Below are 13,110 nucleotides of genomic sequence, written 5' to 3'. Positions count from 1 at the left end.
AATGATGCTCATTTCGCAACTATTGAGCAAGCTCAGCTTGAGATTTTTAAATATATTGAGACTTACTATAACCCTAAACGTCTGCATTCAGCTTTAGGGTATCTCTCACCTGTAGAATTTGAAAAAAATAGTTACTAATTAGCTTAACTTTATGTCTATTTTTTCTTGACAAGTCCAGGGGGTCCGTACAAGTAAGCGTGTTCTTTTCATCTCTATGGTTAAAGGGATTTATTGACATTAGGGTACTGTTCTAAATGCCCTTTAAAAGCAAATTTTAGAATAAAAGGAGCAATCATTGTTGTTAAGATAACAACCACAACTAAAGTAGAATAAGTTTGATGAGTAATCAATTTCTCTGCGAGACCTATTTGGATAATAATCAGCGCCATTTCCCCACGACTAACCATCCCAGCTCCAATAGAAAGTGATTCCTGACGAGAAAAAGCAAAACCTCTTCCAACGAGATAGGAAGGCAGTAATTTGGTAACAATAGCTAATAAGGTTAATGCTAGAACTAATCCTAAATGAGAGAAAACACCATTTAATTGGAGTGGTAGCGCAATAGAAGCAAAAAAGATGGGAATAAAGATGCTGTAAGCAATTACTAATATGTTGTGTTCTACAATATCCGCTTTGGATGTTTGCCCAACAGCTAGCCCGGCAAAAAACGCCCCAATAACAGAACTCATGCCGACTGACCAAGCAAGGAGAGACCAGGTTAAACAAATCAGTAATGCAAGGAAGGTTTCTTTCTCAAAATAGGGGATATGTTGGCTTCAATCATATAATTTGGGAACCAATAGTTTGACAGAAAAAACCAAGAAAACTAAAAAGAGGATTTGTAAACCAACTTGCATCACTAAATGGCTTGAGGCTCCTGCAGATGATATAAAGAAACTTAGCAGTAGAACAGCAAGCACATCATCAGCTACCGCAGCTCCTAGAATAACTGCCCCAATTTTCGTTCGTACCTTTTGGTACTCTTGCAGTACTTCCACAGTAATGGATACACTTGTTGCTGCAAAAACGAGCCCATAAAAAACGGCTGTATTAATAGGAAAGCCAAGGGCAATTCCCACATAGTAGAAAGCTACCATAGGGATAACAACACCCGATATAGCAACTACTAGACTAGGTTTGAAGTATTTTCTTAATAGTTCTAAATTAGCTTCTAGTCCAGCTAGAAACATCAGTAAAATAACCCCTATTTCAGACAGGAAGTGCATAACATGCCCCTCATGGACTAAATTGAGTAAAGATGGACCGATTAAAATACCGACACATAACTGGCCAACAACAGCAGGAATAGCTAGGCGATTTGCTAACAAAGTAGCCATGAGACTAGCAATAAGAATAATCGTTATTTCTAATAAGGTTTGCATATGAACTCCAATAATATTTCTGAAATCATCATTATATTATAACATTTTTCAGCTAAAAAGGTTAAGTTTTGACTAAAAATACCTTTTAAGTTGTTTTATAATAGACATAAAATCAATAATGATAATTGACAGATTATTTCAAAACATGAGTATGGTCGTTATCCTTGAAAAGAAAGATTAGCAAACAAAAAACCATCTGTATAAGACAGATGGTTCTCACGCTAGTGAATTATTCCCACTCAACGGTTGCAGGTGGTTTGCTGGTGATGTCGTAGACGATACGGTTGACATGATCAACCTCGTTGACGATACGCGTTGAGATTTTTTTCAAGACCTCCCAAGGGAGTTGAGCAAAGTCAGCTGTCATACCGTCAATTGAAGTAATGGCACGAATGGCAATGGTATAATCATAAGTACGACCATCTCCCATGACACCTACAGAACGGACACCTGTGTTAACTGTAAAGTATTGCCACACGTCACGATCTAAACCGGCCTTCGCGATTTCTTCACGAAGGATAGCATCTGACTCGCGAACAGTTTCAAGTTTCTCTTCAGTAATAGCTCCCATAACACGAATAGCTAAACCAGGTCCAGGGAAGGGTTGACGCCAAACAATTTCTTCAGGCATTCCAAGAGCAATTCCAAGAGCACGAACTTCATCTTTAAAGAGAGTGTTTAAAGGTTCAATCAATTCAAATTGCATGTCTTCAGGAAGGCCTCCCACATTATGGTGAGATTTAATGGTTTGGGCAGTTTCTGTTCCTGATTCGATAATATCAGTGTAGAGCGTTCCTTGAGCAAGGAAATCAACACCTTTTAATTTGCTGGCCTCGTCATCAAAAACGTAAACAAATTCATTACCGATGATTTTACGTTTTTTCTCAGGATCTTCAACGTCTGCAAGAAGATCAAGGAAACGTTTTGAAGCATCCACACGGATAATATTTAGGCCGAATTTGCCCCCAAGCATTCCCATAACTTGGTCTCCTTCATCCTTACGAAGAAGTCCATGATCTACAAAGATACAAGTTAATTGATCACCAATAGCTTTTTGAAGAAGGACGCCAACAACTGAAGAATCTACTCCTCCAGAAAGTCCGAGGAGAACTTTACGATTACCTACGGTTTCACGAATTTTCGCGATTTCTATTTCAATGAAATTATCCATTGACCAGTCGCCACGCGCCCCACAGACAGAGACTGCAAAGTTTTTTAGAATATCATTCCCATACACAGAGTGTCTCACTTCTGGATGGAACTGAATACCGTAAAGGTTTTTCTCAGTATTTTCCATAGCCGCGTAAGGGCAATCGTTTGAGTCACCAACAAGATGGAAGCCTTCTGGAATTTCTGTGACAGCATCACCATGACTCATCAAAACAAGTTGCTCTTCAGGAGTACCTGCAAACAATTTTGAATCGGCACGGAGGTGAAGAGTTGACTGACCGTACTCACGATTTCCAGCTTGGCCAGCAGGAACAACTTTACCACCTAACATATGAGTGATTAGTTGCATTCCATAGCAGATACCAAGAATCGGAATCCCTAGTTCAAAGATTTCAGGGTCAATACCAAAGGCGTTATCAGCGTAGACAGAGTTAGGTCCGCCTGATAAAACGATACCAATGGGATTGATCTCACGAAGTTCTTGAGCGGTGATTGTATGGCTTTTAAGTTCGGAAAAAACACCGAACTCTCGAATACGTCTAGCAATCAGCTGGTTGTACTGGCTACCATAATCAAGAACGATAATTTTTTGAACATCATTCAAAATTGAAATTTCAGTCATTATAATCCTTTCATTCTATACCAACCGTCAGGTTGATAGTTTTCAACTTATTGTAGCATATTTTTATCAAAAAGGCATTAGAATTTCTCTAGGGGAATATAAAAATGTCTAGGAGTTATGTTACAATAGAAGGCTAAGGTAGAAAACATGAGTGGCAAGGAGATCCTGTGATTAGGAAGAAAAGAATTTTTGGCTTATTTCGAGTGAGTGAATTACTCTTACTTGGGCTTTTAATCAGTCTTTTATTTGCCCTCTTTGCACTCACCAATAGTTTTTCGACTCTTCACAATATGTTAGCAACTGCAGGACTAAACCAAAGAAGTGCTAATCAAAAGCCACATTATCAGGTTGGGCAAGAAGTTCAGGTTACACTTCCGGGGAAATACCGTGACTGGATTGGAAAAGTAAGCAAGCGATTTGCAAATCTGGATGACAAGTACCGACTCAACCATCATTATGAGATAACTTTCCCCACGGAACAAGTGAGCATCCATGTAGGAGAATCGGATTTGACAAAAGCTGATAAGGCTAAGTTTGCAAAAGGGGATATCGTTAAGTTATCTTCTCCGATAGTAAAAAAAGATGGAAATACCTATCAGGGACAATTAGCAACCGTAGAAAAGGTTAAAACTCACCATGCACCTTCGAGTGGTGGCTACCAATATGATATGACCTTGAATGATGGTCAACACTTAGATGGCATTCCAGAAAAGGCTATTGTAGTACCCTACCGCATAGCTCTAAAGGAGGAGAATACTGCCCAGGAAAATAATCAACTTCTCCGAAAAGCTTTTACGTATGCTCAAACTCATCCTAACAGTATTTTGGCTTTTCCAAAAGGACAATTTCGGATTGGTTCCATAACTCCTGACGTAGATTATGCTGTACTGCCATCAGAAACTGCTATCGTTGGCAACCAAACAGAGTTAATCATTCAAGGAACCATGTATTGGTTTGGCTTTCCGACGGGACCCGAAGCTCATCAGGGGGTGCATCATCTCACTTTAGCAGGTATTCACTTTAAAGCAAGTGACTTAAACAAAGGCAATCACTTTATGATTATGGCTGACCATGGCAGCGATTGGCATGTTTACAATAATAGATTTACTATGGTTCATCAACGTAATAGTCATCTTTTTGATTTAGGTTCTTTGCAAAATTCATTATTTGAAAAAAATGACTTCATCGGCTATGCTCCTGAGCTAACAGAAGAAAGCGGGCTGCTCTCAAAAGCTGGAGGACATGACTTTTTCTCAGAAGCCATTCAGTTTGATGCTGCTACACATCGATTTGCATGGGATGGTGACCTATTAAAGAAAATTGCTCCAAACTATGATGCTTTCAATCAAATACGACATTTATGTCATAATATTACGATAAGCCAAAATCAATTTTTACCTTATATCGATTCCAAAGGGAAGTTAAAAGCTTACAGTGGTTCTATTGGTCAGCATTCTTCAGAAGTAGGAGCCATCACGGTAATAAATAATGTGTTCGCTTCTTCCATTGTTTCTAGAGCTAACAAAGAACCTTCTCCAAGTTGGTTTATGGAGCCAATTCATTTTCCTCCCAATTCGCCTGTAACGATTGTAGGTAATACCATTAATTAATAATAGCCTGGCTATTTGCCCTGCCATTTTAAGGTGAAATATGATAAAATAAAAGAAGAATTGACTTGAGGAGTAAGGCATGCTACCAGCTTATATTAAAATTCATGACGCTATCAAAAAAGACATCGATCACGGTGTTTGGCCAATTGGTAGTCGTCTGCCTAGTGAGAGAGACTTGGCGGAACATTTTTCTGTTAGCCGTATGACTTTACGACAGGCTATTACCTTACTTGTGGAAGAAGGGATCCTTGAAAGAAGGATAGGGAGCGGCACCTATGTGGCCAGTCACCGTGTTCAAGAAAAAATGCGTGGAACCACAAGTTTTACAGAAATTGTGCGTTCCCAAGGACGCACGCCATCCTCGAAATTATTGTCCTATCAGAGACAGTTAGCCAGTGATACAGAAGTGAAAGAATTGGCTCTGGAAAAAACAGACCATGTGATTCGAATGGAACGTATCCGTTATGCTGATAACATTCCTCTGGTCTATGAAGTTGCTTCAATTCCCGAGAAATTTATTAAACGTGTGAAACGGACGGATATTACAGAGCATTTTTTCCAAACATTAATAGCTAACGGTTATGAAATCGGTAAGAGCCAGCAGACGATTTATGCTAAAACAGCAAGCGATCGCGTCGCTGCTTATTTGGAAGTTGCCAAAGGTCATGCTATTTTAGCCTTGACTCAGATTTCTTATTTTACAGATGGTAAACCCTTCGAATATGTACGAAGCCAATATGTCGGTGATCGTTTTGAATTTTATTTAGAAAATAATTAAGATGGAAGTTTCTGAGAAGCTTCCATCTTTGATTGCCTTAAAGAGAATCAATGCCCTTACACTGATTTGCTACTGTTAAAAACCATCACAATATGATAAAATGAAGATTATGGAAATTGAAAAAACAAATCGAATGAATGCCCTTTTTGAATTCTATGCAGCTCTGTTAACAGATAAACAGATGAATTATATTGAGTTGTATTATGCAGATGATTACAGTTTAGCTGAAATTGCTGAGGAATTTGGTGTTAGTCGTCAGGCAGTCTATGATAATATTAAACGGACGGAAAAGATTTTAGAGACTTATGAAATGAAACTTCACATGTATTCAGATTATATTGTCCGAAGTGAGATCTTTGATGAGATGATGGATCATTATCCTGATGACGAGTATTTACAGGAAAGAATTTCCATTTTAACCAGTATTGACAATAGAGAGTAAGAGGAGTTTTGACTATGGCTTTTGAAAGCTTAACCCAACGTTTGCAAGATGTGTTTAAACACATTCGCGGTAAAAAGAAATTATCAGAATCAGATGTTCAAGAAGTGACAAAAGAGATTCGTCTAGCTCTTTTAGAAGCCGATGTCGCTTTACCAGTTGTTAAAACCTTTATTAAGCGCGTACGTGAGCGCGCTATTGGCCATGAGATTATTGATACTCTTGATCCCACACAACAAATTCTTAAGATCGTTAATGAAGAATTAACGAGTATTTTAGGCTCAGAAACCGCGGAGATTGATAAATCTCCAAAAATTCCAACTATTATCATGATGGTCGGTTTGCAAGGGGCTGGTAAAACAACTTTTGCAGGAAAACTCGCTAATAAATTAATTAAAAAAGAAAACGCGCGACCACTGATGATTGCTGCCGATATTTACCGTCCAGCGGCCATTGATCAGTTAAAAACACTGGGGCAACAAATCAATGTACCTGTTTTTGATATGGGGACAGACCACTCAGCAGTCGATATTGTCAGAAAAGGTTTGGAACAAGCTCGTGAAAACCGCAATGACTATGTCTTGATTGATACTGCGGGTCGCTTGCAAATTGATGAAAAACTGATGGAAGAGCTGCGCGATGTCAAGGCTTTAGCACAACCAAATGAAATTCTTTTGGTTGTAGATAGCATGATTGGTCAAGAAGCTGCCAATGTAGCCTACGAGTTTAATCATCAGTTGAGCATCACAGGGGTTGTGTTAACAAAGATTGATGGTGACACCCGTGGAGGTGCGGCGCTATCTGTCCGTGAAATTACTGGGAAACCAATTAAATTTACAGGTACTGGTGAAAAAATCACAGATATTGAAACATTTCACCCAGACCGCATGTCCAGTCGGATTTTGGGAATGGGGGATTTGCTTACCCTCATTGAAAAAGCTAGCCAGGAATATGATGAGAAAAAATCCTTAGAGTTAGCTGAAAAAATGCGTGAGAACACCTTTGATTTCAATGATTTTATTGAACAGTTAGATCAAGTGCAAAATATGGGGCCTATGGAAGACCTCTTGAAAATGATTCCAGGAATGGCTGGTAACCCAGCTTTGGCCAATATCAAAGTTGACGAAAACCAAATTGCTCGCAAACGTGCTATTGTCTCTTCGATGACACCCGCTGAACGTGAAAATCCTGACTTACTAAACCCGAGTCGTCGCCGTCGTATTGCAGCTGGTTCCGGGAACAGTTTTGTAGAAGTTAATAAATTTATCAAAGACTTTAACCAAGCCAAAAGCATGATGCAAGGGGTTATGTCGGGCGATATGTCTAAAATGATGAAAGATATGGGTATTAATCCCAATAATCTTCCTAAAAACATGCCTGCTGGTATGCCAGATATGTCTTCCTTAGAAGGGATGATGGGACAAGGTGGTATGCCTGATTTATCTGGCCTTGGTGGTGATATGGATATGAGTCAACTGTTTGGTGGTGGGTTCAAGGGGAAAATTGGACAATTTGCGATGAAACAGGCCATGAAACGTCAAGCTAATAAAATCAAAAAAGCTAAGAAAAAGCGTAAGTAACAGTTTTCCAATTCACCTCTATAAAATAAAGGTTCATTGACCAAAGGTTTAGTGTTGTATACTACAGGACTAGACCTTTTTATTTCAGTCTAATGACCTAGTAGACTGGTCATCATAAATCTAATGATGAATAATCATTAAAAATATCTTTCATTTCAAGAAAAAGTTAAGTTTAAATGACTAAGATTTAGCTATCACAATAGCTATGGAACTTTTAATTCCTTGTGAAACATCCGTTTAAGAAGAGATAAGTTGAAAAATTCACTTTTAGAGGAATAAAGCTAGGAGAAGGTTATGATTATCAACCATTTAAACGCTAGATTAGTTGTCATTTGGAGTCTTTTTCTTTTTTTACTTCCCTCCCTCTTTTTAATTACTTTAATAGAAAGTTCTTTAGGACTGGGAGTTCGTTTAGGAGTTGTTTCTTATGCATGGATGTTAGCAGCCATTTATCTTAGTACTAAACCGCACTGGGTTGATCGATGGGTTGGGCTGTCACACCTATATGTTATACATGGTATCCTTAGTTTATCGGCTATTTTATTAGCCTTATTTCATAAAGAACTAGATCCTTCACAGGGATTAATCAAGTCCACTGGCGAAGCAGCACTCATTATATTTCTTGCAGTAGCAGCCTTTTCAATGTTATTTTTATCAGGTTGGCTAACCAGCCGAATCAAAATTTTGGATTTTATCAAGATAAAGTTGGAATCTTACTTGAAACATGAACAAGCGATCTGGATTCATCGTTTGATGCTTTTAGCAACAGCGCTAATTTTCATACATGTTTTATTTATTAATTCCTGAAGTGACGCAAAACAAGTTTTTTGTGAGTTTATTTAGTTTTGTCAGTTTGATTATCATGAGTTTATATTTATGGACAGCATTTGCTCCTCAGGCGAAAGGTTTAGAAGGTCATCTCAAGGACTGTCAAAAAATAGGGAACCATATTGTTAAGTTAACGATTTCCGTACCCGAACAGTCTCAATTAAACATTCAGCCAGGTGATTTTGTCTTTATATCATTTCCCGAATATCCTAAGATGAAGGAACCTCATCCATTTTCTGTCTTTAATGTTCCTAATATGAAGCAGAATATAGAATTTGTGATGCGGGAAGTTGGAGATTTTACTCAGCAATTAGCTAGCTTAGAATTAGGGAGCAGAGTGTCCATTTCTCAAGGTTTTGGACAATATCAAAGTATCATAAAAAGGCACCAACCTAGTGAATTATTCATAATAGCTGGTGGCATTGGAATTGTCCCACTGATGGCCATTATGGAAGCTAATAGCCATATCAAAACAACACTCTTTTATTCTGTTAAAAGACAAGAAGACTTTGTTCATATTTTTAGCCAAGTTGGGCGCCATAGCGAAGATATTATTTTAAGAGAATTTTCGACTAAAAGTGCCAATAGCGTTGTTTTACTAGGAGGACCTACTGGTATGGGAAGAACGTGGCGAAAACGATTAATACAGCAGGGAGTAGCTCATCAACGGATTTATTATGAAGAATTTTTGTGGTAATAACAAAAAAGAAGTTAACGGATAACTTGATATCCCTGAAAGTGGAGATAGGTCCAACTATTTCTAGGGAAAGTGTTATTCATTAGCTTCTTTTTTTATGATCATCATATAAACTTGAATGCCTTTAATGATTTAACTTCGATAGCATCATACTTCTAGTGGCATAAAATTAGCAATGATTTTTCCTATAATCCTTGGGTCTTCATCGTAAGGAGCAAATTTATCAGAATATTTTTTATTTAAGGAGACAAGGCGTAAGCCATCTTCCTCACGATAAACTTTTTTGATATAGGTCTGCCCATCCCATTCTACGGCATAGATGGCACCGTCGTAATCAAAACTGTCTTGCTTAATGAGAACGACCTCCCCATTTAGATAAGTGGGTTCCATAGAATCCCCGAAAACCCAAGAGGCAAAGTCATAGTCTAATTGTTCATCATGAAAAACCACATCGAAATTGCCATCACCAAAGTAAGAGTAGCCAGCACCAGCTGATAAGCTTTCATAAACACGGTAAGAATAAAGTTTTTTGGACTTATTAGGAAGCTTAGTGATAGGTATTTGTTGATTAAGAAGTTGTTCTGAGTAGCTAATAACTTTTTCTTTATTAACAGGAAGCAGTTGATTAAAAGGAATCAGCAAACGATGGTCTTTGTTGAAATAGTCCGCTGTTACTCCAAATAGACTTAAGAGCTGCTCAAAGTGCTTTTGATTAGGGGTGTTTTTCCCTTTTTCCCAGTTAGAAATAGTCATTTTATTAACATTTAATAGCTGACTTAACTCTTCTTGGCTTAGTTGTTTTGCCAAACGTGCTGTTTTTAATTGATCTCCAGAAAACATGAAAGTACTCCTTTTAGTAAAGTTATAACTTTACTAAAAGTATAACAAAATGACGCTGGAAAAGCAAGCACTTCACACGATATCATTATTAGAATTTTTGACAATTTTCTTAAGAAAGCGTATGATAACAATAGTTTATCTTTGTGAACACCTATTAATATTAAGGAGGCTACCATGCTAACAATTGCCTATATTGGTAACGGAAAGAGCACCAATCGCTACCACATTCCATTTGCTAAACAACTAAAAGACATTCATATTAAAACAATTTATGATCCTTTTCCTAGTCCTTGGGAGCCACTAGAAGGGGTTACTTATACCGTTAATATTGATGAGGTCCTAAACGATCCAGATATCCAACTTGTTATTTTATCCATCCCTCCCTCTGCTCATTATGCAGTGGCTAAGCAGTGTTTGGAAGCAGGTAAAAATACCTTGGTTGAAAAACCATTTACCGAGACAGCAGCAGAAGCCAAAGAATTATTTGATTTGGCTAAGCAAAAAGGCGTATTTTTACAGGCCTATCAAAATCGTCGATTTGATACTGATTTTCTAACGGTTCAAAAGGTAATCAACTCAGGTGTTTTAGGAGATATCTTAGAAGTCGAAATGCACTTTGACTATTTTCGTCCAGAAATTCCAGAAAGTGTTGATCAGTATTCTTTGAACACGTCCTATTTGTATGGGCATGCGTGTCATACCGTTGATCAAGTTATTTCTTACTTTGGAAAACCTAATAAGGTTCATTATGATGTGCGTCAACTGTTAGGTGAGGGACGCATGAACGATTATTTTGATTTGGATTTTTATTATCCGAATAGCCTCAAAGTCTCTATTAAATCGAGTTATTTTCGAATTAAAGAAAGACCAAGCTTTGTCGTTTATGGTAAAAAGGGGATGTTTGTGAAAGCTGTTAAGGATCGTCAAGAAGAGGATTTGAAACGATTTTACATGCCGACCAACACTGATTTCGGTATGGATAGACCAGAGGATTATGGCACCCTAACCTATATTGACGATCAAGGGGGTTACCATGACGAAAAAGTCATTTCAGAAAAAGGTTCCTATGCTCAAATGTACCAAGCTATTTATGATAGTATTTGCTTGGGGAAACCTAAACTTGTAAAAGATGACGAAACGATTGCTCAGATAGAGATTCTCGAAGAAGGTATTCGTCAAATGAAAGAACAAAACCACTGATCTCAATAACTTTTACACAATAAGCTATTAGGCATTTAACTCTTTGTAGCTATACCCATCGATTGCTAAAGGGTCGTTCCCTTTAAATGAATCTTTGGAAGGCTATAAAGAGTTTTTTTGGTCATATTCAGGTCACAAAAGTGTTCTAAAATAAGAACATATTAAAAAGGAGGCCAAAAAAATGATAATAGCTTGGAAAGAGATTACACATCATCCTAAAAAATTCATCCTTATTGAACTTTTGATTATTGTGATGATGTTTATGGTTGTTTTTTTAACGGGACTAACTAATGGATTGGGTAGGGCAGTAAGCTCACAGATTGAGAATTACGGGAAAGTGACTTATTTGCTATCAAGCGATTCTGAGGGGCTCATCACATTTTCCACGATGACTGATAAGCAACTCGATGAGTTGAAGAAATCTAACATTGATACATCCAATGGACTAGCGATTCAACGCGCTAGCATTAGCCAGTTATCATCTGATAAAAAAGAGGATGTAACTTATTTTGCTATTGAAAATGGTCAATTGCTAGAGCCAAAATTAACATCAGGACAGGGTTTACTCCATCAAAAAAATAGCATTGTTTTAGACCAATCTTTTGAAGAAAAAGGCATTCAAATTGGTGATGTGGTCAAAGACGTTGCCTCAAAAAAGACATTAGTGGTATCAGGATTTGCCAAAGATGCAATGTATGGGCACAGTCCAGTGGCTTTTATCAGTAATGCAACATTTGAAACCTTACGAAAAGAAAGTCTACCGTCTTATCAGTGGGCGCCACAAGCTTACCTCACTAAAAAACCAGTTAAGGCTGCTCAATTACCAGAAGGAATAAAGAGCTTTAGTCAAAAGACCGTTATTTCAAAAATTCCAGGTTATGCTGCTGAAAACATGACCTTAACCATGATTACTTGGGTACTACTCATAGCGTCATCTGCTATCTTAGGGGTTTTCTTTTATATCTTGACCCTCCAAAAATTAAAACAATTTGGAGTCTTAAAAGCAATCGGCATGTCCATGACAGAAATAGCAGGAATACAGTTATCGCAGATAGCCATTTTAGCCATTTTAGGCTTAGGTATTGGGGTGGCTGTGGCGACTTTACTGGCTCAAATACTACCTGCTAGCATGCCCTTTTATCTGGTATGGTCTGATGTGTTTTTAGTAACAGCTAGTTTCTTTATTATTGCGATGATCTGCGGTTGTTTAACACTTTTAAAAGTGAAACAAGTCGATCCCGTTCAAGTTATTAGTGGAAATGAGGAATAAATATGGCGATTTTAGAATTAACAAATATTTCAAAAAGCTTCCAGGATGGTGATCAATCAAAGGTGATTTTAGATCAGGTTAACCTAAGTGTTTCGGAGGGAGAATTTGTTGCTGTTTTGGGACCATCTGGATCAGGAAAGTCGACTTTATTAACCATTGCAGGCTTATTATTATCAAGCGATTCTGGTCAATTGCATATTGCTGGACAAGAGCTTACTCAACTCAAACAGAGTGAGTGGACAAAAAAACGTCGAGAATTAATTGGTTTTATTTTCCAAAATCATCAACTGCTTCCTTATTTAACCATTTCAGAACAATTACAACTGGTAGCTAACTTGTCGTCAGATCGAACAAAAGAGGAAAGCTGTCAAGAAATGGATGAGTTACTGGATCAACTTGGCATACTAGAGTCCAAAAACAAATATCCAAGTCAGTTATCGGGTGGTCAGAAACAACGAGTAGCAATTGCTAGGGCTTTTATCAGCCCCCCTCAATTGATCTTAGCAGATGAACCAACAGCTAGTTTGGATGAAGACAGGGGACGTGAAATCGCTGCTTTAATACAAAAAGAAGTGAAGGAGCAGAATAAGGCTGCTGTTATGGTAACACATGATCAACGGATACTAGAATTTGTAGATACTGTCTACGAACTGAAACATGGAAAGCTCTATAAAATCTCCCTATGATTTTTCTG

12 protein-coding genes and 1 pseudogene are annotated in these 13,110 nt (G+C 37.8%); 10 read left to right on the top strand and 3 right to left on the bottom strand.

Going from position 1 to position 13,110, the window contains the following annotated elements:
• The coding region (locus ACYTR8_RS08115; protein ID WP_479641981.1) for an IS3 family transposase at positions 1-138 on the top strand (138 nt) is incomplete at its 5' end.
• 80 nt (positions 139-218) lie between these two features.
• On the opposite strand, the pseudogene ACYTR8_RS08110 reads toward ACYTR8_RS08115, so the two are convergent.
• Both ACYTR8_RS08110 and guaA read right to left on the bottom strand, forming a co-directional pair.
• Positions 219-1,382 (bottom strand): annotated as a pseudogene (locus tag ACYTR8_RS08110) (cation:proton antiporter).
• A gap of 229 nt (positions 1,383-1,611) precedes the next feature.
• On the bottom strand, positions 1,612-3,174 hold the full coding sequence (gene guaA, locus ACYTR8_RS08105; protein WP_479641980.1) for a glutamine-hydrolyzing GMP synthase: 1,563 nt from the start codon (positions 3,172-3,174) through the stop codon (positions 1,612-1,614).
• Between the two features lie 167 nt (positions 3,175-3,341).
• Between guaA and ACYTR8_RS08100 the strand changes: the two genes are divergently transcribed.
• From ACYTR8_RS08100 to ACYTR8_RS08075, 6 genes are all read left to right on the top strand, one after another.
• Positions 3,342-4,784 carry a hypothetical protein gene (locus ACYTR8_RS08100; RefSeq protein ID WP_479640619.1) on the top strand — a complete coding sequence of 481 codons (1,443 nt, stop codon included), beginning with the start codon at positions 3,342-3,344 and terminating at the stop codon, positions 4,782-4,784.
• Between the two features lie 79 nt (positions 4,785-4,863).
• A complete protein-coding gene (locus ACYTR8_RS08095) occupies positions 4,864-5,562 on the top strand; it encodes a GntR family transcriptional regulator (protein ID WP_003062350.1) in 699 nt (232 codons plus the stop codon).
• A gap of 109 nt (positions 5,563-5,671) precedes the next feature.
• Positions 5,672-6,004 carry a putative DNA-binding protein gene (locus ACYTR8_RS08090; RefSeq protein ID WP_003058340.1) on the top strand — a complete coding sequence of 111 codons (333 nt, stop codon included), beginning with the start codon at positions 5,672-5,674 and terminating at the stop codon, positions 6,002-6,004.
• A 14-nt stretch (positions 6,005-6,018) separates the two neighbouring features.
• Entirely contained in the window at positions 6,019-7,581 is a 1,563-nt protein-coding gene (gene ffh / locus ACYTR8_RS08085; RefSeq protein ID WP_111716344.1) for a signal recognition particle protein, read from the top strand.
• 294 nt (positions 7,582-7,875) lie between these two features.
• The gene (locus tag ACYTR8_RS08080) at positions 7,876-8,388 is read left to right on the top strand and encodes a hypothetical protein (RefSeq protein ID WP_231872020.1); all 513 of its coding nucleotides are present in this window, start codon (positions 7,876-7,878) and stop codon (positions 8,386-8,388) included.
• Entirely contained in the window at positions 8,366-9,106 is a 741-nt protein-coding gene (locus tag ACYTR8_RS08075) for an FAD-binding oxidoreductase (protein WP_479641979.1), read from the top strand. Before ACYTR8_RS08080 ends, ACYTR8_RS08075 begins: the two co-directional genes overlap by 23 nt.
• A 147-nt stretch (positions 9,107-9,253) precedes the next feature.
• On the opposite strand, the gene ACYTR8_RS08070 is transcribed toward ACYTR8_RS08075, so the two are convergent.
• Positions 9,254-9,946 (bottom strand): LexA family transcriptional regulator, encoded by a 693-nt coding sequence (locus ACYTR8_RS08070; protein ID WP_111716346.1) that lies wholly within the window; start codon positions 9,944-9,946, stop codon positions 9,254-9,256.
• Positions 9,947-10,120: 174 nt separating this feature from the next.
• Here ACYTR8_RS08070 and ACYTR8_RS08065 point away from each other — a divergent pair, with 174 nt between their 5' ends.
• The 3 genes from ACYTR8_RS08065 to ACYTR8_RS08055 all read left to right on the top strand — a co-directional run bounded on the left by ACYTR8_RS08065 (position 10,121) and on the right by ACYTR8_RS08055 (position 13,102).
• Positions 10,121-11,146, top strand: a complete 1,026-nt coding sequence (locus ACYTR8_RS08065; protein WP_479640621.1) for a Gfo/Idh/MocA family oxidoreductase — start codon at positions 10,121-10,123, stop codon at positions 11,144-11,146.
• Positions 11,147-11,327: 181 nt separating this feature from the next.
• Positions 11,328-12,416, top strand: coding sequence for an ABC transporter permease (locus tag ACYTR8_RS08060; protein WP_111716351.1), 1,089 nt, complete (start codon positions 11,328-11,330; stop codon positions 12,414-12,416).
• Positions 12,417-12,418: 2 nt separating this feature from the next.
• Positions 12,419-13,102: an ABC transporter ATP-binding protein gene (locus ACYTR8_RS08055; RefSeq protein WP_479641978.1), complete on the top strand. Its 684-nt coding sequence runs from the start codon at positions 12,419-12,421 to the stop codon at positions 13,100-13,102.
• Positions 13,103-13,110: the final 8 nt, after the last annotated feature.

This window comes from Streptococcus sp. F2, assembly GCF_056500955.1.
Note: the sequence above shows the minus strand (reverse complement) of the source record. Positions and strands in the feature narration are given on the sequence as shown.

Coding starts and splice junctions, on each gene's coding strand:
- ACYTR8_RS08095 (WP_003062350.1), top strand. CDS start 4,864: ATGCTACCAGCTTATATTAAAATTCATGACGCTATCAAAAAAGACATC.
- ACYTR8_RS08080 (WP_231872020.1), top strand. CDS start 7,876: ATGATTATCAACCATTTAAACGCTAGATTAGTTGTCATTTGGAGTCTT.
- ffh (WP_111716344.1), top strand. CDS start 6,019: ATGGCTTTTGAAAGCTTAACCCAACGTTTGCAAGATGTGTTTAAACAC.
- ACYTR8_RS08060 (WP_111716351.1), top strand. CDS start 11,328: ATGATAATAGCTTGGAAAGAGATTACACATCATCCTAAAAAATTCATC.
- ACYTR8_RS08090 (WP_003058340.1), top strand. CDS start 5,672: ATGGAAATTGAAAAAACAAATCGAATGAATGCCCTTTTTGAATTCTAT.
- ACYTR8_RS08070 (WP_111716346.1), bottom strand. CDS start 9,946: ATGTTTTCTGGAGATCAATTAAAAACAGCACGTTTGGCAAAACAACTA.
- ACYTR8_RS08055 (WP_479641978.1), top strand. CDS start 12,419: ATGGCGATTTTAGAATTAACAAATATTTCAAAAAGCTTCCAGGATGGT.
- guaA (WP_479641980.1), bottom strand. CDS start 3,174: ATGACTGAAATTTCAATTTTGAATGATGTTCAAAAAATTATCGTTCTT.
- ACYTR8_RS08075 (WP_479641979.1), top strand. CDS start 8,366: ATGTTTTATTTATTAATTCCTGAAGTGACGCAAAACAAGTTTTTTGTG.
- ACYTR8_RS08065 (WP_479640621.1), top strand. CDS start 10,121: ATGCTAACAATTGCCTATATTGGTAACGGAAAGAGCACCAATCGCTAC.